The sequence below is a fragment of the uncultured Campylobacter sp. genome (assembly GCF_937997535.1).
In the GTDB taxonomy this organism is placed as follows: Bacteria; Campylobacterota; Campylobacteria; order Campylobacterales; family Campylobacteraceae; genus Campylobacter_B.
Map to the genome: position 1 here is coordinate 13179 of NZ_CALKTT010000003.1, position 25428 is coordinate 38606.

Consider the following 25428-nt stretch of genomic DNA (forward strand, 5'->3'; position numbering starts at 1 on the left):
AATCCTCATCCAACTTCTACGGTGATTTGAAATCGATTTATCCCACTTATCTCATCTAAAATTTTACTTTCTTACAATATGCCTGCTTAAAATTTATCTTGCTTGCAATTTAGCTTATTTGCAGGCTACTTCGAGTTAGTTTTAAGCTTGATCTACCCATTTACAGATCGATTTTGCTTGCTTTGCAATGAATAATTTTACTTGTTTATTGATAGATTTCATCCACTTGATAATTGATTTTACTTACTTCGCAGATTGATTACCTCGTGCGATCTTCTTCGGATATTTTTGCCATATCAGCTGTGATTACATAGCTACTCGCTAGTTTGCACAATTTTTTCTCTTTCAGGGATGCACTAAGATTATGATGAAACCCCTATATCGCGATGGATAAGTCTATGACAAGTCAAAATTCTGTCAATAAAATCCACAGTATAGATTAAATTCTAAACTTCCAAGATACTGAAATTTTAAAATCGCTATCCATCGCCATTATCGCAATATACGGAATTTCAGCAATAAAATTTAGAAATAAAATTCCGCGAAATTTCATAAAATTCATAAAGCTCCGCAAAATTTCTACGCTAATTTCGATCTCGCCGTATTATCATCTAGCTAGCCCTGCTATCTATTTAGTCGCATTAGCCTCGCTTGCATTTATTTTATTCATCGCGGCTACTACATTGCAGCTAAACTCAGCTCCCAGCTTGCAGGCTTTGTCGTAGTAGATCATCGCCTTATCCAGATCCGGCTCGCCAAATTCCTTTTTTGAATACGCTAGCCCGACCCTTTGGCATCCCTCCGCCAAAGCAGCATCGCAAGATTTGAGGAAAAACTTAAGAGCGCCCTGATAGTCTTTCTCTTCGTAGCTAGCGACCGCAGCGTTTAAGCAGCCCTCGCCTAATCCCAAATCGCATGATTTGGCAAAAAATGCGAACGTATTTTTCTTATCAGCATTTTTATAAGAGATTATCGCGGCGTTGTAGCAAGCTTTGGCAGCTCCAAGCTCGCACGCTTTGGAATAAAACCGCGCGGACTTGCCCTTATCTTTTGTAGTTTTATATAAATTTTGCTCGTCGTAATATAAATCCCCCGCGATAGCACAGCTATTTTCTAGCCCTGCTTCACAAGCTTTTTCAAACGGCTTTTTTGCTGCTTCATAATCACGCTCCTCAAGCAAATACGCTCCGTAGTCTTCGCACGAATTAGCCCTACCGATGCCGCATCCGACAAACGAGATCGCCTGCGGGAAAAATATCTGCGCGAGCAAGTAGGCTGCTACGATTAGTGCGGTAATCGACGCTAAAATTTTCATTTTTGCTCCTTTTAAATTTTAAAAATAATTATAGCAAAAAGCGAGGGGTAAAATTTTAATTTTTGATAATAGCTGTGAAATTTGCGGCGAAATTCCTGCAAAATTTCTATCAAAATCCCAAGCAAAATTTTAAATAAAATTTTAAACGGAACTTTGAGCGGAATTTTAAAAAGACAAATTAAAATTTTACTTGCAAGATTATTTTTATGGCTGGCTTGCCTCAATTTTTACTCGCACGTCTATATGACTGCCCACGGCTATAGTATTTATAATAGGACTAAAACGTATTTAATCCTTGAGGTCTTAAGCACCTGCAGCCTCTGCAATGGCGATTTATTAAAGCGGATTTCACGCGTAAAATATTTTTGTTGCATACGAAGCCCGCGATTAGCATCTTGCCACGCCCTAGAAAACTTTTGAAAATTTCGCATTGCTGCTTAGAAATTTTAAAAAATTTTACGCTGCCAACCTTTAAGTTTTATCTTAGAAATAGGCTTTTCTATGCCAAAATCGCAAGCATAATGCACCTTTAGGCATTTTTTTGCTCCGATACCCAGGCTTATTAGATTAGATCGCACCACTTAAATATGTGAGTCTTAAAATAATTAAGGCCGCGCAGTATCTGTATCGCGCATGTAAATTTCATCTATGTAGACTGCGATTACGATTTCAGCCGCGCAAGCCCAGCCTGTAGAATTCTGCTAATTTTAAAACCCAAATGCCACATAGAATTCTATCTATTTAAAGAGCTTTACTTCAAAATTTTATTCGCTGCAAAGCGCAAGCCGCGCTCCCTAGCGCTCAAACTCTATCACAGCCTCCTCCTCGCCGAACCACATCACGGAGTTTTTCATATCGCAAAACTTCGCCTCATCCGCCATCAGCTCCGCTAGCACCGCTCGCCCTACCTCGCTATTTCGCGCGTCCACAAACGCCTGCACGCTTTCATACCATATCTCGCCCATTGCGTCGTAGTTAAACGCCGCCGTCTCGCGTCTGGTGCTTTGTCCCTCGGGGAAAACGGGCATGGTTTTCGAATAGCGGACAATATTTAGCGCCTTTTGATTAGCTAAAACCTTTTGCGAATGCGCCGCCCAGTGCGTCACAAACTCTTGCTGCGTGATGTTCGGCGCCCTTTTTACTAACATCGTGATCTTAAACATAACCGCTCCCTAAAATGAAATTTATCGCAAAATTTACACCCTATTCTATGATGCATCCGCGTTTTTGCAATTTTGCTTAGTGTTCTTTGCGTCTAAATAGACCTTGAAAAAACTTAAATAGCAGCCGTGCGCGCGAGCACAAATCGCCAAAAATGCATAAACCTCGCCGTTTACAACTTAAATCGCTGTCAATCTCACTTAGTTTAACTACCTAAAGCGCCATTTACGGCTACAATCAAAATAAATTCCGCAGGCTCTTTGCGGGCAAATCAAAATTCTGCCGAGCTTTAGCAGACGATGAAATTTTACCGACTTTTGACGCGCATAAATTCCGTCCGTTTAGGCGGGCAAGATAAAATTTTGCGAGCATTAAGTGGTCGGCAAAACAGACGAGTGGCAATTCTCTCTTGCGTCGCCGCGTGCAAATTACGTTGCTACGCATGCGCCTAGCCCCTGCTTGCCAAAAACCTCTGCAAAATTATTGTCGCGGCAATGCTATCAAAGCGCGCGTCCTTGCCGCCGCCCTTAGCGCCTTTGCTAGCAAACTCCGCCGCTTCGGCGCTCGAAAAGCTCTCGTCTTGGAATTTTATCTCGCCGTCAAAATCCAGCAGCGAGGCGAAGTGTCGTATGCGCCTGCTCATCTCCTCCTCGCTCGCCCCGCCGCGCGGCACGCCCAGCACGAGCACGCTGGCGCCTTTTTCGCGCAGCAGCTCGCTTAGCTCGCGCGCGGCTTGGATGCGGTTTTTGCGCAGGATCGGCTCGCACGGAAGCGGCGTCTTATCATCCGGTGCCGCCGCCACGCCGATACGCTTAAGCCCAAGATCAATCGCAACTATCAAATTTCATCCTTTGCTAACATCAAATTTTGCGGAATTTCGCTATAAAAATTCTATCGCTGAAATTCCGCGATCGGAATTTCATAGCTAAATTTTATCGCAGAATTCCACCGTGGAATTTTATGAAATTTCATACAAAATAGGCATAATAAATTTCACTCGCTCGCGCCGCTTGCGAGCTATTAAATTTAGCGTGCCACAAGCTTCAAATTTTAAAATTTCGATCGCCGCACCTGGCAGGTACATCCGCACTGAGTCCACGCGAGCTGCACGTAAGCGACACCCAAATTCACGGCGGGCATAAATCCTGCCGTGCAGGTGCCGGACGTGCAACCAACCCACCCCACGCAAAATCAAAATTTTAAAGCAAACCCGCACTCACGCGACGGAGCAGATACAAGCCCCCTACGCTTTATAACTCGTAAAATTTTGCCGCCGTGACCAAAATTTTCTCTTGCGACAAATTCAGCCTACCACACTCGCGCTGAAATCCGCAGCCAAATTTACCCGCAAAAATTTAGCACGATAGGCAAACAAACATTTAAACGCTATTTCAGAAAATTTCATGTATTTTAACGCTTAAATTCCGCACCGCAAAGTATTTATAAATCGCGAGAAGCATTCACAAACCGACTCATTACCGCAAGCGGGGACGAGCGGCGCTGCACAACAAACTGCGCTGATTTGTTTTAAGCTCAAGTGCTACTTGCGGAAAGCAAAATTTTACCGAGCCGCCTTTTTCTAAATTTAAACTCCGACCGCGCAGACTACGCGCCGTGCAAACAAGCCGCACCGGCGGGCGGCACCGATTAAACCGCGGCAAGTAAGCGCCCGCCGCCAGCTACTTTGCTACGATCTTTGCGCCTAAAATTTCGATCTTGCCTTCAAGCTCGTATTCGTAAATTTTATCGCCGAAGCGTTCGATCGCCGCTTGCAAATCGGAATTTAGCGCTAAAAATTTCAACACCTCATCCTGCGCGCGCTCAGTGTTTTGCGGCGTCTGCGGAGCCAAAGAGGCCACAAACTCGCCAAAGTCCGCGATCAGCCGCGCCTGAGATTTTGCGAGCAGATCGTTCGTGCCCGCGCTCTCGTCCATGCGGTGCGGCAGCACATACACGGGTATGCCCATTTCGCGGGCCAGGCGCGCGCTTTGCAGCGAGCCGCTGCGGGGCTCTGCTTGAGCGACGATCAGCGCTTCGGACAGCGCCACGACGATGCGGTTGCGCTGCAAAAACTGAAATCCGCGCGCGCTCACGCCGTCCTCATACTCGCTAAGCGCGAGACTACGCTCATAAATTTTGCCGATCATGGCGGCGTTTTGCGCGGGATAAATTTGATCAAGGCCGTTTCCAAAAACCGCGATCGTATTTGGAAACGCCCCTTCGTGCGCGACTATGTCGCAGCCGATCGCCGCGCCGCTTACGACGCAAAAGTCCGCATCGCTCAAAGTGCGCGCGAGACGCAGGATCAAATTTTTGCTATAAACGCTCATCTTGCGCGAGCCCACGATCGAGATGCGGCGCTTTTGTAACATCGCCGGCTCGCCCCTAAAATACAGCCGCGCGGGCTCGCTCGCACCGAGCCTTTTTAAGCTTGGAATTTTAAAACTAAGCTCACTCGTAGTACTCATAAATTTCGTCCAAATACACTAAATCGACCTCGCCTAGGATGTCGGCGCTATTTGCGAGTGCGCGCAGAGTGGAGCTTTTGGGATGGCCAATAGCGATGGCGTAACCCTGTTTTTTAGCAAGCATCACGGCTTCGCGCAGCTTTTTGCGCACCGCGGCGACGCTGTTTTGATTATCTAAAAACACATCGCGATGCACGTATCGCATGCCAAGCCCGTTCATCGCTGCCTTAGCCTTGGTAGCGGGGCTAGTGCGCGAGTCGATAAATAAAAATCCATGCTCGTTCATCGCGCGCAGCAGATTTTGCATCGCGCGCTCGTCGGCGGTAAATTTAGAACCGGTGTGGTTGTTTATAAATTTAGCGTTCGGAAAGTCCGCGCGCAGCTTGGCTATAACGCCGTTTAGCTTCTCGTAATTATCCGAAGTTCGCAGCGTCGCGGAATTATTTTTGGCAGAGCTTGCTTCCATCGGCAGGTGGATCGCGTAATGCTCAAAGCCGCGAGCGAGAGAGCGCGTATCCTTGCGCTGATACTCGGGCGGGAAGATGGACGGCGTCACGCGCACGGGCAGAGCAATGAGCTTTTGCGCCTGCTCGTCGGTCCCTACGTCGTCGATGATGATCGCTAGCTTTGCGCGAGAACCTGCGGGCAAAGCCTTGCGCGGCGATTTAGAAAGATCGTCCGCGCCGCTAGAAGCAGGACTTTGCGCGGTAGAATTTATGGAATTTTCTGAAGCGGAATTTGCCGCGGTAAAATTTACGTCCGATCCGTCACCTGCGGAATTTGCGGAAGTGATAGAATTTACAGAATTTTGCGAGTTGTCGTTTGCTGAATTTTGCCTCGCTAAATTTTGTCCTGCGGAATTCTGCCGTGCGGGCTCGATGCTCATCTTAGGTGCGGTTACATTTTGCTCGGCGATCTTATCGAGCTCCTTTTGAATCAGAGCTTCCTTCTCCGCAGCGCTTAAACGCGGTCGCTTACCCTGTGACTGCGAAGAGGCTTCGGAAGCTTGTTTGCGCGAGCTTTGTTGCAACGCGGCTTTATTGCTCGAAAATACGAGATCCAAAACCGCGTAGGTAACCGCACCGCTTAAAAAGCACAAGATTACGACAAAGGCGATCGCTATATAATTGATCGGGCGCTTTTTGCGACGCCCGCGTGGATTTGTATTAGCCAAAGCTTAGCCGAAATCAGTTTTTATCTTTATTTACGAGCTTACCCTTAGCGATCCATGGCATCATCGCGCGAAGCTTCTCGCCGGTTTTGCTAAGCAAGCTATTTGCCGTGATATTGCGCTCGGCGTTCATTCGCACGTAGCCAGCTTTGCGCTCGAGGATGAAGTCTTTTGCAAACTTACCGTTTTGGATCTCCTTTAGCACCTCTTTCATCGCCGCTTTGCTGCTTTCGTTTACGACGCGGTTACCGCTTACGTAATCGCCGTATTCTGCGGTGTTTGAGATTGAGTAGCGCATATCTGCCATGCCGCCTTGATAGATGAGATCCACGATCAGCTTCATCTCGTGCTGACACTCGAAATACGCCATCTCAGGCTCGTATCCAGCCTCTACGAGGGTCTCAAAGCCCGCGTTGATGAGCGCGCAAAGTCCGCCGCAAAGCACAGCCTGCTCGCCGAAAAGATCGGTCTCGGTCTCTGCTTTGAAGGTCGTTTCGATGATGCCGGTGCGACCACCGCCGATCGCGCTTGCGTAGCTTAGAGCAAGCTCTTTGGCTCTGCCGCTTTCGTTTTGCGAAACGGCGATCAGCATCGGTACGCCGCCGCCGCTTACGAACTCGTTGCGGACGGTGTGGCCCGGGGCTTTCGGAGCGATCATAATGCAGTCGACGCCCTTTGGAGGGACGATCTGTCCGAAGTGGATATTAAAGCCGTGCGCGAACGCAATCGCGTTGCCCTCGCTTAAGCTCGGCTCGATCTCCGCTTTGAAAATATCGCTTTGAAACTCGTCCGGCGTTAGGATCATCACAAGATCAGCTGCCTTCGTAGCCTCGCCGACGCTCATTACTTTAAAGCCCTTCGCCTCGGCCTTGCTCCAGCTCGCGCCGCCCTTTTTAAGGCCCACGATAACCTCTACGCCGCTATCGCGCAAATTTTCGGCGTGAGCGTGCCCTTGCGAGCCGAAGCCGATCATAGCGACCTTTTTAGCCTTAATCAAGCCCAAATCGCAATCTTTGTCGTAAAAAACATTTATTGCCATAACGCATCCTTTTTTAAAAAATTTAGGCGAGATTGTAGCTAAAATTTGCTTTTACGTAGATAAACCGCGCGCCGCAAGGGCGGATAAAGAAATTTTGAGCTATCATTTAGGCATAATTTAGCTTTAAAAGGAGCGAAAATGAAAGTGGGATTTATCGGCGGCGGAAATATGGGCGAGGTGATGATCGCCGCACTTTGCAAAGCCGGCGGACGAGATTGCGCGGCGAGCGGAGAAAATTTTACAGAGGATAAAGAAAATTGCACGGCGAGCGGAGAAAATTGCGCGCACGACGGGCAAAATTTTATGCCAGATACTCAAAGCTTTGCGGCTTGCGGGCGGAATTCCGCAAATTTAGAGCAGGATTTTGCGAGCCGCGAGCGTGATTCCGCCTGCGCGCAGCCCGCCTCCGATACGAAGCTTCAAGTCCTAGCTTATGCTAGAAGCAAAAACGAAGCCTTGCGTAAGCGCTACGGCGTGCAAATTTTAGAGGGCGAGGTGCAGCTGGCGCACGCGGCGGATGTTATCGTGCTCGCGACCAAGCCCGCTAGTTACGAGGGGATTTTGCGCTTGATCGCGCCCGAGCTCGCGGGCAAAATCCTGCTTATTTTGGCGCCGAATTTCAAGCTGGAATGCGCCCAAAATATCGTAGGTGCGGACGTTTTCGTGGCTCGCGCGATGCCAAACGTCGCTGCGAGTATCGGCGCGTCGGCTACGGCGCTGTGCTACGGCGAGTATTTTGATGAGGCCAGTCGGGAGATCGTACGAGCGCTAGCCGCCAAAATCGGCAAATTTTATGAGATAGACGAGGTCAGCTTTGCCGCATTCACGGGGATTGCAGGGAGTCTGCCCGCGTATGTGTGCACCTTTATCGAGGCTGCGGCGGATGCGGGCGTGCGGGGCGGATTACCGCGGGCGCTGTGCTACGACGCGGTAGCGGCGGCGGTAGAGGGCACGGCGCGCCTGGTGCAAAGCGGCAAGCGTCCATCGGAGCTTAAAGACGCGGTCTGCTCGCCTGCGGGCACGACGATAGAGGGACTCGCAGCGCTCGAGGCGGCGGGGTTTCGCGCAGCGGTGATGGCGGCGATCGAGGCGTGCATCGCCAAAGCTCGCGACTAGCCTCGTCACACCTCGTCGGTTTCGGATTTCAAATACGGCGCGTTTTTGGGCGCGCTAACATTGGGATTTTGTGCGGGCACTCTCTAGCAAAAATTTTGCCTTATCTTTAAATCGAATGAGTTCGCTGTTTCTGTAGCGGGGGAGTTTACTAGCCTTATGGTAAACAAGCCGGCAAGCTCGTATCGCATTTAGAATTTTAAAATTTAGCGACTTTAGAAATTTTAGATCAAAATTTACGCTTAAAATTTTAAATTTACAGGATTATAAATTTAGTGATCGCAACAGAGCTAAATTTTGATTTTAACTAAATAGGCTTGATGTCTGTGACCATTAAAATCAAAATTTAGCGCAGCATAGGTAGATGCACTCACGACTGCGAACTTGAGAAGCAAGAACGTAAAAGCTAAAATAGTGCGTCTTGCGCCGCAGTCTTATTAAGACACAAACGCAAACTGCAAAATTTCATCGCTCGCGTGAATAGAAAACCAAACAAGCCGCGCCGAAACGTATTTGATTACCAGAGCGAGCCGCATCAAAACATATTCCGCCGCCCGTGCGAGCCTTAAATTTAAACTACGCTTCGCCGCCGAGCTGCAAACCAAACCTGTGCGCCAAACTCTGCCGAGTTGCGCAATAAAATTTGACTTTTCATCCGGTCAGAACTTCGCACGCAAAACCGCGACAAGCAAGTAAGATCAGATAAATTCTTTCTCCAAAGGCTGCATCGCGTTGCCGTCTACGTCAAAAAGCACCCGCCCGCAGACCTCGCAAACCTCATCTCTAGGAGAGGGCTCGTCCGCGTCCAGCTGCCACGCTGACATCTCGCCGCACTCGCAGTTTATGACGTAAAGGATCTGCCTTTTGCGGCGCTTGCCCCATGGCGCGATATCCCAAAACAGCTCTTCACGCTTGCCTAGCTTTTTAAAATCTTTCTCGGCGTCCTTGTGCGCGACGAGCAGATAATAAGCGTCGCTATGAAGACCCAAAGTAAAGAGCCTAAAATCGCTCTTTTTCAGCGCCTTTTGAAACTCGTTCATCAAAAATAGGCTCGCGTCGCCACGCTTAAAATCCTCTTTTTGCGCCTCTTTTTCGAGCCCTGCGTAAATTTTATCGCACTCTAGAGCCACGCCGCTTTGCAGCGCATCAAGCCTAGAGCGGATAAATTTACCCACATCGCCCGTGCTATCCTCGCCCGCCCAGTCAAGCACCCGCACGAGCCCTTTTGCGATAAGCGCGTCCAAAAACTCGCCGTCACCAAGCTCTCCTATCTTTTCAAAACCCTCCGTTTCGCCCGCCATCAAATGCTTTAAAACGCAGCACTGATCTTTCGTCATTTTCGCTCCTTTTGATTAAATTTCCGCCTACGTCGGTCTGTTTAAATTTTATCCCAAAAAGCTTTAAGCTTACTTTTCGCAACTCCTTGCGCCGCAAATTTAGCTCGCCGCGGCGGGTAAAATTTACGCTATAATTTCACAAAAGCGCTAAAATTCCAACCGAAAAGGACGCGAATGCAAACGGATCTGCAAGAAAAGATTAAGGAGCTGCAACGCAAGATCGCGCGCAAGATCACCTATTTTCAGACGGGCGGCGTGAGGCCGCGAGGCGCGATCGATGAGTGCTGGATCGGTCGCGTGCTCGCTTGCGCGGCGGATGAGAAGCTGCCCATAGATAAAAACGGCGCGTCGATGCTCCCTCTAGCGCAGTTTTACCTGCCCGCGCTGCCCTACGTGCCGCAGGTCTTGGACGGCGTCAAGCTGCTTGCGGTCTTTATCTCGCAGGATCTCATCGGCAAATCCTGCGAGGATATGGACGGCCTGTGGAAGGTCCGCGAGTATAAAAACGAGGAGGAGCTCGTCATAAAAGAGCTTGCAAATCCGCGCTCGCAGATAAGGCCCTTTCCTTTGCAGCCCAAATTTGCCGCGGACGATACGCCCGTTTGGGACGGCGGCGGGCTGGATGCGGACGCCATAGATGAAATTTTGCGTCTTGAGGAGACGGAGGGGCTCGAGTATTACGACGACATCGCCTTGGAGTTTTATAACTGCACGAAATTCGGCGGCTATCCCTCCTTTTGCCAGTCGGGAGTGAGCTTCGGCGAGGGCTATCAGTTCGTTTTTCAGGTCTCTTCAGACGAGAAGGCGGGCTTTAACGTCATTGACGGCGGCAGCTTGATGTTTGCTAAAAACCCGCAAAGCGGCGCGTGGAGCCTGTATTATGATTTCGATTAGGCGCGCGAAAGGCTTTAGCTTGCTCGTAAAATTCCGCCGCTTTAAATAGATGCTCAGGCCGCATAAATTTACGATGAAATTTTATCTGCGCTCGGCTTTGAACTCGCTCGGCGCGAATTAAATTTAAACGGCGGCGCGTCCCGATCTAGATTAAATTTAAACTGCCGAAAGACGAGCCGTATAGTTGCAGACGCGCCGAATACGGCAAGCGGGCTGTGAAAAATTCGGCGCCGCAAAATTTTAAAATTTTGTAGCCTGAAATTTTGGCTTCGAGCTTGAAATTTAAGGCGCGCTTGAAATTTTAACCCGCAAATTTAAAGGAGCAAAAATGAACGCAAACGAGCTTGCAAACATCTGGCGCAAGCCTATCTACCTGCCCTATCTGCAAGATCCGCTCACGCCCGAGGCGCTGAGGGTCGCAGAAGAGGAGCTAGGACACGCCCTGCCGCGCGAGCTAGTCATGATGCTGAGCGTGCAAAACGGCGGCTACCTGCGCTACGAGCTAGAGGGCTACCCGCTGGACGCCGTCAGCGGCATCGGCGAGGCGCATCCGTCGCTTACGCGATTTAGCTGGGGCGAGGAGCGCGAGTGCGTGAGCTTCGAGCTGGACGGGCTGGTGCCATTCAGCGGCGACGGACACTGGTACCTGTGCCTGGACTACCGCGCGAGCGAACAGCCTGCGGTCGCCTATATCGACGTCGAATGCGATGAGCAAAGCATCATCGCGCAGGATTTCGCTTCGTTTTTGGCGCTTTTGCGGCTCGACACGAGCGGCAAGATCGCGCTGCAAACGGGGCTTGATCTAGACGGCACGAAGGCGCGGCTGGAGGAAATTTTGAGCGTGCGAGCTAGAGCCGCCGATCCGCAGCTTTACGGCTTTAGCGTGTATAATTTCGCTCGCGATAGCGGCATGCTGAGCCTTAGCCCGAACGAGGTTCGGCTCGGATTTGCCAGGCGGGGCGAGCGGCGGTTTAAGGAGCTTAAAAACTTCAGCGAGCCCGCCCTTCGCTATGCTGAGCTGGACGCGGGCGCGATGATACTGGACGTTTTCAAAGAGGAGTTGATGGGTGAAATTTTGCGCGAGCTTAAGGATGCGGGCTTGTGCGCACAGAGCCTAAAAGACGCGATCGGCGCGTAAGCTTTCGCGATTATTAGCGTAGTTCTGTGTCGGCACACGCTTGTGCAACCAGCGATGCGGGCTTGCGAGCGCAAATTTAGCTCGCTGCGGCGGGTAAAATTTCGCTACAATTTTGCCGTTTCAATAAGGAGAAAACGATGAGCGTAGAATTCCGCGTCAAAAATAAAAAGCGCCCGCTATTTATGGGCTATTCGGACGCCATGAGCGTAGGCAAGGCATTGGAGCTCCTGCCGGATCTATATTTGACATAGACGAGAGCGCCGAGGGCTTTGACGAAAGAGCCTTTTTAAAATCGCCTTTGAGCGAGCAGGAGTGCTTGATTTTGGGCGTGCGGGGCAAGAGCGGGCGCGGAATGGAGCTAAGATATGATGAGGAGCGGCAAAGCTACGCCGTGCGCGTAAATACGCCAGCGACGGTATTTGATTGGGTTTTGGCGATCTCGTATCTGCAGGCGCTATCTAAGCAGATGGGGGGCGAGATCATGGATGAAAACGGCGAAATTTACACCCACGACAGTATAGAACAATTCGACTACGAGCGCGATATATCGGCGGGGCTACATTCGATAGATCAGCATTTAAGCGGCGATATGGAGGTAAATTTTTGCTACGGAGTAGAGAGGCCTTTTGCGATAAACCGCGCGATGATGGATGAAATTTTAGCCTCATACAACCCCGCCGCCGAGTTTAGCAAGCGGCTGACCGAGGTGCAATATCTCGACGCTTACAGCGCGCACCAGAGGTTTTACCGAAATGGAGATGACGGCACAATAATGGGCTCATACGCGCTCACGCAGAACCTGCCCACTATCCTGCCCTACAAGCCGCTTGTGGAGTGGCAAAACGCGGAGATGCTGAAAAATAGCGACGTAGCGCGCTGGCAGATCGCGCTCATAGGCATAGAGGGCGACGAAAACGACCCAGGTAACTACCGCGCGATCGCCGAGCTGGAATATGGCGAGTTTATCGCGCGGCTGCCGAAGCAAAACTACCACTTCATCGATGCGAGCTATATTTTGGTTGACGGGCTAAGCGCCGAGCAGCTAAAGGCGCTGGCGGGCTAAATTTTACTTGCGGTGAAATTGCGGGATTTTATCGAGGGTTGCTCTACAAAATTTAAAGGGGTGGAATTCGCGGTAAATTTCGCGGCGCACAAAATTCTAAAAGACAGAATTTATCGTGATGCAAATTTAAGAATTCCACTACGATAAAATTTCGTCGCGGTAAAATTTAGAAAGGTTAAAATGAAAAGGACCTACTACGATCTAAAAATTTACGATAACGGCATGATGCTCGGCGTGCTGCAAGAGGACATTGAGGCATTGCCGTTTTTCGGCTACTGGCAAAAGATGAGTCTTGGCTCGACGCAGGGCATATACATAGACGAAAGCGGCAAAGAGCATAGGCTCGTCTATCTGCACGACTGGGAGAGATTTTGCAGATTATTCGCTCGCGAACAGGAGCTACTTAAGCGCGCCCCGGTCGGTAGCGAAAATGAGCGATCCAAGCCGTAGCGGATCTTGGTCGGCGGCAGAGAATAACGGCGATCCTGGCGCAGCGCAAGTAAATTTTAGCCGATAAATAGCGTCGCGCGTTAATCAGCCAAAATCGCCGCTTCGCTTAAATCTGGGTTTAAATTTAACTCGTCTATGATAGATAAAAGCTCTGAAATTTCATTTTTGATTTCAGCGGCGTCCTCTAAGCTCGGCGGCGGCGAAAAGAGCGTTGTTTCAAACTTATTTTTCGCTCCGTTTAAAAATAGATAAAGCTTATCGTCCATAAACGCCGCGCTAACTCCCATTTTCCCCGCGAATTTTTCCTTTAGCTCTCGCAAACGCTCCATAAATGCAGGCGTCAAAAGATACCTCGCCTCTACTTCATCATCCGCAAAGACCCTAAATTCTTTGCTAAAAAACACGTCGTCCATCTGCTCTTTTTCGCCTAAAAATCTGGTGTTTAGCGTGCGACTCGCGACTATCGTTTGCCCGCTAAATTTCTTGTAAAACTCGCAGACCAAGACCGAGCCGCTAAATGCCTGCATATCCTTCATCGTCGACCAAGCAAAAACTATCGCGGATAGCAAATTTAGCGCCGCCGAGTCGCCAATTTCCAGCGTCGCGCCGTTTGGGATGTCGATCGCTTCGCTGAGGCTAAATTTGACGCCGTTATAAATGCCTCCGATTTGATCTTCAGCGCGAAACTCATCGGGCGAATAGATGCCGATTTTGCGAAATTCTTTACGGCTGATGCCGGCAAACGGATCATAGCTAAAACTTGAATCAACCTCGCAGATGGCGGCACGGACGAAAACGTCTTTATAAAACGCTTTGTAATCCCCCAGCTCGCTGGTCACTCGGCTTGCGTTAGCCATTAGTGCAGCGAGAAAAAACGGAATATAGATAATGATGAAAAATAGCGGTGCAAGGCGATTTTCAAAAAGATGCCCTACGGCAAATCCGCCGCCCACGGGCAGTATAATTATAAATAAAATCCCCAAAAACAGATACTTTGCAAACGCGCGCCTGCACTCTTTTTGCTTTTTCGCGGCGGCAACTATCGCTTCGTTTATATTCAAAATTTACCTTTTTCTAAATTTGCGCGGCGGATTTCGCGCTCGGAGCGAATTTTAGCAAAATTTACGCCGCAAAGATACGGCGGGCGTGAGTAAATTTTATTCGGCGGATTTGTAAATCTATGAAATTTGCGTCACGGCGGCGATCTATTCGGACGTGCGCTGATTTAGCCACATTTTAAGATTGCCCGCGCCCTCTTTTAGCACCCCAAATCCTGCCGCGACAATACAGACAAAATTAATTAGCGAGCCCCTCCCGCCGACGTTTAAAATCCCAAAGCCTACAATCCACAGCGCCGCGCCGAAGCCAAGCATGCACACGGCGGTCGCGATCCCCAGCTTGCGGCGCAAAGGGCTTGGTTTGCGCGCTACCTGAACCCGCGTAATCACGTAGCTGCCCGCATATCCTCCGCGGATGAAATACGCGCGCGCAAGCTCGCCCTCCTCCACGGGGACATTGTTAAACTCGCCGCGCAGCTTCACGCCGTCTATCTCGAAAAATACCCAAATTTTGCTATTTCCTCTTGCAGCGTGGACGCGGAGATTTCGAACCTCGCCCGTGATCTCATATTCCAATTTGCCTCCTCAAACAGCTCCGCGCTTTGCTTCCGCGCTAAATTCCGCGCCGTAAAATTTTAAAATCAAAATTTATGCCTTGCTCGCAGCGCCGTCCATGAAATTTTAAAGTTGAACCTCTACAAGCACTAAATTTAGAACTAAGCCTTAAAAATTTTATAGCAATAGAATTCCAAATAAAGCTCGCCGCTAAATTTAGCAAGCCATATGTGAGGGCTATCTGGACCTTGCCGAATTTCGCACGTCGCAAAATCGCGGCGAAATTGCGCGCGCTACAAAAGCTCACAAACCCGTCGCGGCAATATCGCAGACAAGCCCATCGCAAAAACCGATACCGCGCGACGAGCAGCGCAAATAGGCAGCGCTAGGCGGATAGCACAATAGACACCATACGACAGCGACGCACGGCGAGCAATACAAAACAGGCGGCGTGCACGGCAGGCAGTATAAACCGAAACATGCACCGGGCTACCAAGCACCTACTTCTTTAAAATTTGCTCTTTCATGAATTCGTAGAGCTGGCAGGATTTTTTATTGCCCGCGTCGCAGCCCTTTTTGACGCATCCAAGCCCCTTGGAAAATCCGCGCAGATCCCCCTTGCTCGCATACAAATAGCCTAAATTATTGCAGGCATCGCCGTAGCCCAGCTCGCAGGATTTGGTGTAAAGCTTCTCTGCCTTGTCGCGATCCTGCGGCGCGCCGAGACCCTTATCATACGCAACGCCGGCGTTATAACAGCTATCCACTAGCCCGCCGTCACAGCCTCGCTCGAAAAAGCTCACCGCCTTTGCCTGATCCGCCGCAAGCCCGAAACCGCCCGTGAAATAGACTACGCCCGCATTGTGACAGCTCTTGGCATAGCCTAAATCGCAGGCCTTGGCGTAGCGCTGCGCGGCGGCAACGAAGTCCCTACTCAGGTGCCCTCGCTGATATAGGTTGCCTAGCTTGTGGCAGGCTACGGCGACGTTTTTATCGCAGGCTGCGTCATAAAATACTCCTGCCTGCGTCGCATTGCCCTCGCCGTCGTATAGGGCTCCCAAATCAAAGCAGCTATCTTTCTCGCCCGCCTCGCAAGCCTTGACAAAAGCGGGCTTGGCGCCGTCGTAATCTCCGCGGGAGAGCTTGTCGTGCCCCAGCTGCGCGCAGCTTACGCCATCGCCGCGGTAGCATTTAAACGATAAAACGGGCGACGGCAAAAAAAGCACCATAACCAAGACGCAAACGGCGATAGAAAGCGCCGTTATGTCGATGATCTTTCTCATATCTATCCTTTTTGCGACGATGCGCCGCGGGGCTTAAGGAGCGGTCTTGCAGACAAATCCCGTCCGAGTAAATTTTGCGGATGAAATTCCCTCACATGAAATTTGATCTGCGCAAAATTTTAGTACCTCAAGCCTTGTTTTAAAATTTTACTTAAAGCTTTCGCGCCGTAAAATTTTAAAATTTCAAAATTCCACAAGCGGTAAATTTACGGCCAATTTTAAATTTACAAACCGCGCCAGGCGCTGCAGCAATACCGCGAAACAGCCCGTAAAATTCTAAAATTGAAATTCTACGAGCTGTAAATTTAAAACTAGTTTTAAATTTACATAGCGATAGAATTTTAAATCAAATTTCGCGATAAAATTTCATCCCAAATTCCGCCGCAAAATTTCGCTTTGTATTTTAAATCATAAATTTCGTTCGTGAGATTTAGGCTATCGGCGCGAATGTAGCCTATATGGCTACATTTTCTCTTTCGCGCTTAGGCCCATCAGGGCAAACGCCGTGCGGATACTAAGCGCTACGAGCGCGAACAGCTTGAGTTTCGCGTCCTCGTTCTCGCTGCCTACGACGCGGTTTTCGTTGTAGTATTTGTGAAAGTCCGCCGCGAGCGCCTTTAGGAAATCGGGCAGCTTCTGCAAGCCGCGCGAATTAAATGCGTCGTTTAAAATTTCATTCAAGCTAAGCGCCGCAAAAGCTAGGCCGAGCCCCGCTTCATCTAGCGCGCCAAAGTCCGCGCCTAGGACGTCCGCCTCGCGCTTGCCCGCTTTGGTAAAAATTTGATTGACCCGCGCGTGGGCGTAGTTGATGTAAAAGATCGGATTGCTGCTGTCCTCGCGCGCGAGCTCGTCCACGTCGAACTCAAGCGGCGTCTCGCCCTTTTTGCTGATGAAGATAAATCGCATCGCGTCCCTGCCGATCGCGGCAAGCACGTCGCTCATCAAAATTGCGTTGCCCGCGCGCTTGCTCATCTTGTAGGTCTGCCCGTCTTTGAGCAAATTTACCATCTGCATTAGGATGATCTCAAGCCTGCTTTCGTCATAGCCTAGAAAATGCACGGCAGCCTTTAGGCGCGCGATGTAGCCGTGGTGATCGGCTCCCCAGATGTTGATGCAGCGCTCATATCCGCGCTCAAATTTATTGTTGTGATAGACGATGTCGCCCGCAAGATAGGTCGGGCGCGCATCCTCGCGGATGACGACGCGATCCTTTTCATCTCCGAGCTGCGATGAGCGGATCCAAATTTTGCCGTCCTGCTCATACATCTTGCCGCTGCGCTCAAGCTTCCTAATCGTTGGCTCAAGCTCGCCGTAGAGGCTCTTTTCGCTAGCCCAGTTTTGGATATGAATGCCGGCGTCTGCGAGATCTTTTTGGATGATCTTTAGCACTTCGTCTTTAGCAAACTCCGCAAGGATCAAGATCCGCGATTCATCGCGGAAAATTTCATCGCCGAATTGGGCGCGCGCAAGAGAGATAATCTCGTCGATATACTCGCCGCGATAGTATTTCTCGGGGTAGTTCACATCCTCGCCCGCAAGCTCGCGCGCACGAAGCGCGATCGAAGTACCCAAAAGCTCGATCTGATTGCCCGCGTCGTTGATGTAGTACTCGGTATCGACGCGGTGCCCCAGATAGCGCCCGATGCGCGCGAATGTATCGCCGTAAACGGCGCCGCGCACGTGCCCGATATGAAGCGGGCCGGTCGGATTGGCGCTGATGTATTCAAGCAGAATTTTTTGCGGCATAGCGGCGGAATTCCGCGCCTCATCGCAATTTGATGCTGCGAGGGAATTTGTCGCCTCTTCGGAATTCTGCGAAATAAAATTTTGGCTAGCGGCGGAATTCTGCGATTTAGCGGTGTCGTTGCCTCTCGCGGCTAGATTTGCAGCGTAGCCTTTACTAGCAGGCTCGCTCGCGCAAAGCTTCTTTGAAGCCGGTAAAATTCCGCGTCCAAGCTCGGCGTCGTTTTTCGCAAAATCGCCGCCCAGTCTAAGGGCGTTTTCAGCAAGTGCGCCCAACACAGCGGGCTTTAGGTGAAAATTTAGATAGCCGTTCACCGCCGTAGCACTTAGAATTTCGCTATCTTTAAATTTAACCGCAAGCTCCTCAGCGATGAGCTTAGGCGTCTTTCGCAGCTCCTTAGCCAACGCAAAAGCCTCGGGCGAGGCGTAATGAGCCAAACTTTTATCTTTGGGTTTTTCTAAAACGACTTTGCGAGATAAAATTTTAAAAATTTCATTTAAGACTAAATTTTTCAAATCCTTTACGCCTTTTTAGTATCGCTGATTTCGGCGTCTTTAACCTCTTGCTCCATCTTTTTCTCGACCTTTTGCGGTTCGTCGTCCTCTTCCATCTCTTTTTTGAAAGTCTTTATACCCTTGCCCACGCCCTTTGCAAGCTCGGGGATTTTTTTAGCTCCAAAAAGTAACACGATAATCGCTAAGATAATTAGCAGTTGTTGAACGCTTACGCCCATTTTTTCTCCTTTAAATTTTCCAAATTTCGATTAGCTTGCCTATGTCGCGGCTCGCCGTTTCTAGTTTGATAGTTTTGTAGATTGATCTTAAATTCTCATACGCCGCTTCCAGGCGGTCGTTTATTATGAAATAATCATACTCGCCTAGGCGCTCCATCTCCTCTTGCGCGTTTTGCAGGCGTAAAGCAATATCGGCGGGATCATTATCGCCGCGAGCGCGCAACCTATCCCTAAGCTCCGACAAGCTCGGCGTAGTAATAAATACGCTAATAAGCTCGCTTTTAGGCACTTTGCTACGCACGATCTCATATCCTTGCACATCGATGTCAAAAATCACAATCTTACCCCGCTCAAGCTCGCTCGTAGCGGCCTTTAGCGAAGTACCGTAGTATTTGCCATGAACTAACGCCCACTCTAAAAACTCTCCGCGATCGATGCCTGCGCGAAACTCGCTCTCGCTTATGAAATGATAATTTACGCCGTCCATTTCGCCGGCTCTCATCTCGCGCGTCGTAGAGGAGATCGAGAAGTATATCTGCTCGCCAAATTCTGCGATAAGACGCTTTATGAGCGTGCTTTTGCCGCTGCCGCTAGGACCGGAGACGAGCAAAATTTTGCCTTTCACTATCTATCTCCAAACGATATGTCGATATTGATCTTAAAATCCTTCAGTGCGTCCTTAGCATCCTTACTGCCCGCAAATTTCTCGATCGTGTTTGCGATGCCCGCTTCTAGATCATCGCGCAATTTGGTTTTCAGCTCCTCAGCGCTCGGTTTTTTACCGTGCTCGTTACGCAGCGGCTCGCTTTTGGCGCTGGGCTCCAACTCGCTTGCCATAAGGCTGGCAAACTCCGCCGCAGCCGAAGCGGCAAGCTCATTCGGCATAGCTTGTGCACCAAATTTCATCTCATTTACCTGCTCGGACGTACCAAATTTATGCGCTTTAAATTCGGTGCGCTCCGAAGGCTTTGAAGCATTAAATTTTATCTGCTGCGCGGCGCTCTTTGCGGGCTTGCCGGATTTAAATTGCTCGCTATCAGCGGAGCTTGCGGCAAACGAGTTTGCGAAATCACCCTCCATAGCGCGCAAAAATCCGTCCGCAAACCCGCCGGCAACGCTATTGGCTTGCTCGCTTTGCTTCGGTAAATCTGAGGCATCTAATATGTGCGGCAAGTTTAGCTCCGAAAAATTTGGCGCAGGAGTGGAATTTGTAGTCCCGGTATTGCTAGAATTTGCAGAAGCTGCGAAATTTGCGCCAATTGAATTCCATGCTTCATTATGAGCAGACATAGGCGTATTCTGTGCAAGTCCACCGGTAAATTCCATGCTTTGAAACGGAACGGCGTTATAAAGATTTTCACGAGGTATATCGCCCGCGCCCGCTAGCGCAATCGGCGTATCTGAAGCGACCTCGTATTGAGACGAAATTTGCGTTTTTTGAAAATCCGTAGCCGTTTTATTTTTATCATGCGCAGATCTTTTCTCCTCTTTTTCATCGGAAGCAAACGCAGCCGCGGCAAAATTATCATATCCGCCAAACTCCTCCACGGGCATGCCAGCGCTATCGAAAAGCCTGGAAAAATCCATATCAAATCCACTGTTAACAGGCGCGCCAGCTGCATCTTGCACTACTTTCGAGGCAGAATTTTTTTCATCTGTTTTATAGGCAAATAAGCCGTCTGATTCATGCTGTTTAAGCGTAACGTCCGCAGAGTCTTTCGCTTCCTCTAGATTAGACGCAGCGTCTGCCTTTTTTTCAACAGCAGTTTCATTAGAGCTATCAGCTCTTTGCGGCTCGTCTTGCTGAGCAAGCGGTAAAGTTTCGCTTGCCCGTGTGGCGGTATTTTCATCTTCTGTCTGCGATTTATCTGTTTTGAAATTCTTAGGATTTTCATCGTCTAGCGCTGCTAAAGCTATCGGAGCGTCATCCTTTGCGAGTGGAATCTCGCCCTGGAGCGTGTGATTATTTTCAGCAGGCTCGCTTGTGCTGATACTATTTAGCGGCACATCCTCAGGGATATCGCTAGCAGCTAAGTTTAGAGGCATATCGTCTGCGATATTATCCGCAATCTTTTCTGCGACGGCGTTAAGCGGCGTATCATCGGCGATGGTGTCCGCAAGAGCTGCTTCATCTGCAAGCTGTGAGAGCGGAATATCATCTGCGATCTCGTCCGTGCGCGGCATATCACCTACCAACTGCGAAAGCGGCACATCATCCGCAATCTCGGGCGCTATGTCGCTTGCCAGCTGAGAAAGCGGTATATCCTTGCCCGAGTCATAAAAGCTATCCACAAGCTCTTCAAAATTACTACCCGAAGCGGAATTTGCCTGATCAATCGCATCGATCTCTTTCATAACGGAGCTTGCGTCGGCAAATTCTTTCGCCATTTTTTCTTTCGCCTGCACACTCATATTTTGAACCGAAAACTCGCTGATAAACGTGATGAGCTCAAGCGGCGAAAAAGGCTTAGTAAGGGTGTATCGCGCTCCTGGTACTGAGACATTTTTAGGCGTCAGAAACAGCGTCTTATTAAGATCAAATTTTGAAATATCATCGCCATCTTCATAATTTTTTATCGTCAAATCATATTCACTCTCGTCTGCACTATATGCTACCAGGTCCGCACCGATGCGCTCGCAGCAAATATTTACGACACTTGCAACCTGCTCATTGTGATTGTCAAGTAGAATTTTCATTTATGACCTTTTAGAAAGAATTTGGGCTATTGTAAGATATTTTTGGTTATTAATTGCTTATATTTGCGCTAAATTTCGGTTATTTAGGCGATAAACTTTGCAGCATTTTTGCGCTAAATTCTCATCGTGAGTCACGAGCACGAGTGCGCCACGGCTGGATTTTACGTAATCAAAGATCACGTCCATGACCTCGTTTGCGGTATCCTTGTCTAAATTTCCAGTAGGCTCGTCGGCAAAGATTATGCGCGGCTTTTTGCAAAGTATGCGAGCGATGCTCACGCGCTGCTGCTGTCCGCCGCTAAGCTCGCCCACGCCTTGCTTTAAAGTATGTTTGATCTGAAGCTTTTTTAAAATTTCATCATCTATCGCGTTATTCGTAAGTTTGGCGGCGAGTTCAATATTTTCGCCGGAAGAAAAGCCCTTAAAAAGGTAGTGGGATTGAAATATTATACCGAAGTCGTTGCGGCGGATTTTAAGTCTCTCATCGGAGCTTAGCTCGTAAATACTGCGCCCGCCGTAGATCACTTCGCCCGAGTTTGGTTTTAAAAGCGTGCATAAAATATGAAGCAGGGTCGATTTGCCGCAGCCACTAACGCCCAAAATAGCGATGCTCTCGCTCTCTTTGACGCTTAAGTTTACATTTTCAAAGAGCGTATAATCATACGCATGAGTAAGATTTACGCCCTTTAGAAGTTCCATATTTAGCCGATTTGAGCCGCTACTTCGGCTGCGAAGTCTTCGCTCTTTTTCTCTAGACCCTCGCCCACTTCGAAGCGGACGTATTTTACGATCTCGATCTTGCCACCTAGTTTTTTAGCCTCTTCGTCGATCACCTGCTCAACGGTTTTCTTATCGTCCATTACATAAAATTGCCCTAGCAGCGTGAGGCGCTGATCGATTTGAGTATTATCGGCGATGAAGCGATCGATCTGACCCGGCAAAATTTTATCCCAAATTTTTTCAGGTTTATTTTGCTTGCGAAGTTCATCTTTTAGAACTTCGATCTCTTTGGCTAAAATTTCGTCCGTTAGATGCGCACGCGAGCCAAATTGCGGGATCTTATGAAGCGGTTTGCCCAAGCGCACAAACTCCTCATTTTCCTTCTCAAACTCGCCTTTAAGAGCCAAAAATTCCTTCTCGATAAAATCGGGGTCAAGCTCTTTATAGCTGATGACCTGAGGTTTCATCGCGGCTGCATGCATGCAGAGATTTTTTATAAGTTCCTTCGCACCCTCCGCAGTTCTCTCGCTGTCACAAGCTGCTGCGATGATTACACCTACTCGGCCGTTTGAGTGCAGGTAGCCATTTAGCACGCCGTTTGCGCCCGCTTTAATCGTCTCAAATCTTCTAACGACCAAATTTTCGCCGATCGTAGCGATCTGGCTTTTTAGATGCTCATCAAATTTAACGCCGTTAATGACGCTGGAATTTAGCTCATCAATGCTGCTAATGCCCTTGCTTTGGATATGTAGAGTGGTATTTTTTACTAAATTTATAAAATTTTGATTTTTAGCCACGAAGTCGGTTTCAGAATTTATCTCGCTTATGGTTGCGATCTTGTGATCCGCGCCCACTTCGACGCTCACTAGACCTTCGCTAGCTAAGCGGTCGGCTTTTTTAGCGGCCTTTCCGAGACCTTTTTCGCGAAGTAGATCGACGGCCTTATCCATATCGCCGTCTGTTTCAACCAAAGCCTTTTTGCAGTCCATCATCCCCGCTCCGGTGCTTTCGCGGAGCTCTTTTACCATTTGCGCGCTGATTTCCATTACTCTTCGTCCTCGCTTACGTCAAAATCCTCTTCACTCATCGCCTCAGCTACGACTTCCTCTTTCTCCTCGTCGCTGACGGCTTCGCTCTGCTCGCCATCCTCGCTTGCGTCTTGATCGCGAAGCGCCTTACCTTCGTTGATCGCCTCAGCCATCTCTTGGCAGAAAAGCTGAACCGAGCGGATCGCATCGTCGTTGCCGGGTATCGGGAAATCGACTACGTCCGGATCGCAGTTCGTATCCAAAGGCGCGATAACCGGCATTTTTAGGCGGTTAGCTTCCGCTACAGCGATCTTTTCTTTAACTACGTCGATGACGAAAATCATATCAGGAAGGCCCTTCATATTGCGAATGCCACCTAGATAAAGCTCGAGCTTCTCTTTTTTGCGGCGAAGCATTAGCGCCTCTTTTTTGGTTAATAAATTTATCGAGCCGTCCTCTTCCATAGTCTCGATTACTTCGAGCTTGCGGATCGATTGCTTGATAGTGGAAAAATTCGTCAGCATGCCGCCTAGCCATCTGTGGCTTACATAAGGCATGCCGCATTTTTCTGCGTACTCTTTTAGCGTCGCGCCGGCTTGTTTTTTGGTGCCCACGAAAAGTATCGTCTTGCCCTCTGCAGCCGCGTCGCGCACGATATTATAAGTGTAGCGGAAGTAGCGGATAGTTTTTTGTAGATCTATGATGTAGATACCTTTTCTCTCGCCGAAAATGAATTTTTTCATCTTCGGATTCCATCTGCGTGTTTGGTGTCCGAAATGAACGCCGCACTCTAGCAAATCTCTCATTGTTACCATGAGTTTTCTCCTTGTGGGTTGCCCCGAAATTTAGGTTTCTCCTCCACACCCGTTAACATTTGTTTTTGACAAACGCAACCAAATTTTAGGATTGGTGTGTGTGAATTGAAGCTGGGATTATATTTAAAAATAGCTAAATTAAAGCTAAATTTAATATAATCCAAGCGTAGGCGCGGTTAAATTTTGCGCCGCAAAAATGAGATGACCGCAAAGGTCGCGAGCAAGATTATACGTCAAATTTAAACTCGCCAAATTTTAATAAAACGGCAAATTCGCTCTAAATTTTACTCAAAAAATCCCTTTTTCACGAGCTTGCCCTCTTTCACGCAAAACTCCCCTTTTGCGATCACGCTATCTAGGTTTAGAGCTTCGTCAAATACCGCAAAATCAGCGTCAAAGCCTACTTTTATCTCACCCTTGCCGCTTAGATTTAGGTATTTTGCGACGTTTTTGCCCATCATGCTTAGCGCTTGCGGGATGGTTAGGATTTTATTTTTGACGCAGGCCCGAATGACCTCTAAATTCGTCTCGCACGAAGCGCAGCCGTAGCCCACTAGCGCACCGTTCTCGTCAAATCTAGGCACACTGCCGTTGCCGTCCGAGCTCATCGTTAGGCGCTCTAAATTTAGCCCGTTAGCAAGCCCGTACGCTATAACTTCGTGAAGCGGGTCAAATTTACTTCCGCCGCTCGTGATGTCGATGTAGCCGCCTATTTTTTGAAATTTGATCGCCTCGTCAAAGAGCTCCTTCGTCCGCGCGCAGTGCGTCGGCGAAAAGTAATTAACCGGGAACGAATAGTCCTTGATCACGCTAAAAATCAGGTCAAATTTATCCGCGAGCCCGCCCATATGCATATGCAGCACGCCGCCTTTTTTCGAGATCATACCGCCGATGCGGATCTGCGTCAGGGTCTTGATGAGCTCCTGCGCGGTCGGGTAGCTGCCGCGGTTGTCGCTCATCGCGATCTTACAGCCGATGACCTTGTCGATGAGTACCAGATCGCGCGTGACGGAGCCCGTAAATGTAACGCTAGGCAGCGCGTAAGAGCCCGTGTGGATGAAGGTCGAAATGCCCTCGTATTCAAGCGCCTTGGCCTTTGAGTAGAGATTCTCTAAGCTCCTCGTGCACCCGTCGGTACCCAGCGTGCCTACGACTGTCGTCGTGCCGTAGCGGATGATCCCAGATAGCGTTATTTCGGGCGTTCGAGAGTGATAGCCCGCCTCGCCTCCGCCGCCCGTGATGTGCACGTGCTGATCGATGAGTCCGGGCGCTAAAATTTTGCCCTCTAGATCGTAAATTTCAAGTCCCTCGATACGAAAATCAAGCCCCTTAGAAACGGCTAAAATTTTACCTCCGCCGAGCAAAACGTCGCTCCTGCCGACATGCTCTGGCGCGTATAGATCGGCATTTTTAAGTAACAGCATATTTTCTCCTTTGCTTTGGATTTTTGATTGTAAATTTTACGTTTTTTGGCTTTTTTGACTGCGATGTCGCATTGTCATTTTACATCAAATTTGATAAAAATCGGATATTTCGGTTTTGGGCGGCGAGGCGGATTTTTAAGTCGTTGCGATGAAAGCGGCGAGTTTTTAAAAAGCTTATTTTGGCGGCATATTTTGGGATTGATGGATTAAATTTAGCCCTCT

At 49.1% G+C, this 25428-nt stretch carries 25 protein-coding genes; 5 read left to right on the forward strand and 20 right to left on the reverse strand.

Annotated elements, in window-relative coordinates:
- Positions 1–439: 439 nt before the first annotated feature.
- The 8 genes from Q0117_RS00255 to ilvC all read right to left on the reverse strand — a co-directional run bounded on the left by Q0117_RS00255 (position 440) and on the right by ilvC (position 7154).
- Positions 440–562, reverse strand: a complete 123-nt coding sequence (locus Q0117_RS00255) for a hypothetical protein (RefSeq protein ID WP_297920924.1) — start codon at positions 560–562, stop codon at positions 440–442.
- Positions 563–628: 66 nt separating this feature from the next.
- Entirely contained in the window at positions 629–1315 is a 687-nt protein-coding gene (locus Q0117_RS00260; protein WP_297920927.1) for a tetratricopeptide repeat protein, read from the reverse strand.
- A 794-nt stretch (positions 1316–2109) separates the two neighbouring features.
- Entirely contained in the window at positions 2110–2478 is a 369-nt protein-coding gene (locus Q0117_RS00265; protein ID WP_297920930.1) for an EthD domain-containing protein, read from the reverse strand.
- Between the two features lie 446 nt (positions 2479–2924).
- Positions 2925–3317, reverse strand: a complete 393-nt coding sequence (gene ruvX, locus Q0117_RS00270) for a Holliday junction resolvase RuvX (protein WP_297920933.1) — start codon at positions 3315–3317, stop codon at positions 2925–2927.
- A 117-nt stretch (positions 3318–3434) separates the two neighbouring features.
- Complete coding sequence (locus Q0117_RS00275) at positions 3435–3575, reverse strand: hypothetical protein (RefSeq protein ID WP_297920936.1); 141 nt, start codon at positions 3573–3575, stop codon at positions 3435–3437.
- Positions 3576–4155: 580 nt separating this feature from the next.
- Positions 4156–4944, reverse strand: coding sequence for a DNA-processing protein DprA (locus Q0117_RS00280; RefSeq protein WP_297920941.1), 789 nt, complete (start codon positions 4942–4944; stop codon positions 4156–4158).
- A complete protein-coding gene (locus Q0117_RS00285; RefSeq protein ID WP_297920944.1) occupies positions 4928–6118 on the reverse strand; it encodes a divergent polysaccharide deacetylase family protein in 1191 nt (396 codons plus the stop codon). Before Q0117_RS00285 ends, Q0117_RS00280 begins: the two co-directional genes overlap by 17 nt.
- A gap of 13 nt (positions 6119–6131) precedes the next feature.
- Positions 6132–7154 carry a ketol-acid reductoisomerase gene (ilvC, locus tag Q0117_RS00290; RefSeq protein WP_297920948.1) on the reverse strand — a complete coding sequence of 341 codons (1023 nt, stop codon included), beginning with the start codon at positions 7152–7154 and terminating at the stop codon, positions 6132–6134.
- Between the two features lie 138 nt (positions 7155–7292).
- On the opposite strand from ilvC, the gene proC reads away from it, so the two are divergent.
- On the forward strand, positions 7293–8270 hold the full coding sequence (gene proC / locus Q0117_RS00295) for a pyrroline-5-carboxylate reductase (RefSeq protein ID WP_297920951.1): 978 nt from the start codon (positions 7293–7295) through the stop codon (positions 8268–8270).
- A gap of 695 nt (positions 8271–8965) precedes the next feature.
- Here the strand turns inward: proC and Q0117_RS00300 are convergent.
- Positions 8966–9604 carry a hypothetical protein gene (locus Q0117_RS00300; protein WP_297920954.1) on the reverse strand — a complete coding sequence of 213 codons (639 nt, stop codon included), beginning with the start codon at positions 9602–9604 and terminating at the stop codon, positions 8966–8968.
- Positions 9605–9778: 174 nt separating this feature from the next.
- Here Q0117_RS00300 and Q0117_RS00305 point away from each other — a divergent pair, with 174 nt between their 5' ends.
- The 4 genes from Q0117_RS00305 (at position 9779) to Q0117_RS00320 (ending at position 13149) form a co-directional block, all read left to right on the forward strand.
- A complete protein-coding gene (locus Q0117_RS00305) occupies positions 9779–10498 on the forward strand; it encodes a DUF1963 domain-containing protein (protein WP_297920957.1) in 720 nt (239 codons plus the stop codon).
- Positions 10499–10826: 328 nt separating this feature from the next.
- On the forward strand, positions 10827–11636 hold the full coding sequence (locus Q0117_RS00310; RefSeq protein WP_297920960.1) for an SMI1/KNR4 family protein: 810 nt from the start codon (positions 10827–10829) through the stop codon (positions 11634–11636).
- 298 nt (positions 11637–11934) lie between these two features.
- On the forward strand, positions 11935–12699 hold the full coding sequence (locus Q0117_RS00315) for a DUF4299 family protein (protein WP_297920963.1): 765 nt from the start codon (positions 11935–11937) through the stop codon (positions 12697–12699).
- A gap of 180 nt (positions 12700–12879) precedes the next feature.
- Positions 12880–13149, forward strand: a complete 270-nt coding sequence (locus tag Q0117_RS00320; protein WP_297920966.1) for a hypothetical protein — start codon at positions 12880–12882, stop codon at positions 13147–13149.
- Positions 13150–13229: 80 nt separating this feature from the next.
- Here the strand turns inward: Q0117_RS00320 and Q0117_RS00325 are convergent, their stop codons facing one another.
- The 11 genes from Q0117_RS00325 to iadA all read right to left on the reverse strand — a co-directional run bounded on the left by Q0117_RS00325 (position 13230) and on the right by iadA (position 25206).
- Positions 13230–14210, reverse strand: a complete 981-nt coding sequence (locus tag Q0117_RS00325; protein WP_297920969.1) for a DUF3137 domain-containing protein — start codon at positions 14208–14210, stop codon at positions 13230–13232.
- Positions 14211–14354: 144 nt separating this feature from the next.
- A complete protein-coding gene (locus Q0117_RS00330) occupies positions 14355–14783 on the reverse strand; it encodes a hypothetical protein (RefSeq protein WP_297920972.1) in 429 nt (142 codons plus the stop codon).
- A gap of 479 nt (positions 14784–15262) precedes the next feature.
- Entirely contained in the window at positions 15263–16045 is a 783-nt protein-coding gene (locus Q0117_RS00335) for a tetratricopeptide repeat protein (protein ID WP_297920975.1), read from the reverse strand.
- A 462-nt stretch (positions 16046–16507) separates the two neighbouring features.
- On the reverse strand, positions 16508–18304 hold the full coding sequence (gene argS / locus Q0117_RS00340; protein WP_297920978.1) for an arginine--tRNA ligase: 1797 nt from the start codon (positions 18302–18304) through the stop codon (positions 16508–16510).
- A 5-nt stretch (positions 18305–18309) separates the two neighbouring features.
- Positions 18310–18522: a twin-arginine translocase TatA/TatE family subunit gene (locus tag Q0117_RS00345; protein WP_295151567.1), complete on the reverse strand. Its 213-nt coding sequence runs from the start codon at positions 18520–18522 to the stop codon at positions 18310–18312.
- 10 nt (positions 18523–18532) lie between these two features.
- Positions 18533–19147: a guanylate kinase gene (gene gmk / locus Q0117_RS00350; RefSeq protein ID WP_297920982.1), complete on the reverse strand. Its 615-nt coding sequence runs from the start codon at positions 19145–19147 to the stop codon at positions 18533–18535.
- On the reverse strand, positions 19147–21219 hold the full coding sequence (locus Q0117_RS00355) for a hypothetical protein (RefSeq protein ID WP_297920985.1): 2073 nt from the start codon (positions 21217–21219) through the stop codon (positions 19147–19149). The genes gmk and Q0117_RS00355 overlap by 1 nt, the downstream gene beginning before the upstream one ends.
- Positions 21220–21276: 57 nt before the next feature.
- The gene (locus tag Q0117_RS00360) at positions 21277–21918 is read right to left on the reverse strand and encodes an ABC transporter ATP-binding protein (protein WP_297920988.1); all 642 of its coding nucleotides are present in this window, start codon (positions 21916–21918) and stop codon (positions 21277–21279) included.
- 2 nt (positions 21919–21920) lie between these two features.
- Positions 21921–22985, reverse strand: a complete 1065-nt coding sequence (gene tsf, locus Q0117_RS00365) for a translation elongation factor Ts (protein ID WP_297920991.1) — start codon at positions 22983–22985, stop codon at positions 21921–21923.
- Positions 22985–23782: a 30S ribosomal protein S2 gene (gene rpsB, locus Q0117_RS00370; RefSeq protein WP_297896475.1), complete on the reverse strand. Its 798-nt coding sequence runs from the start codon at positions 23780–23782 to the stop codon at positions 22985–22987. Before rpsB ends, tsf begins: the two co-directional genes overlap by 1 nt.
- 284 nt (positions 23783–24066) lie before the next feature.
- Positions 24067–25206: a beta-aspartyl-peptidase gene (gene iadA, locus Q0117_RS00375; RefSeq protein ID WP_297920995.1), complete on the reverse strand. Its 1140-nt coding sequence runs from the start codon at positions 25204–25206 to the stop codon at positions 24067–24069.
- Positions 25207–25428: the final 222 nt, after the last annotated feature.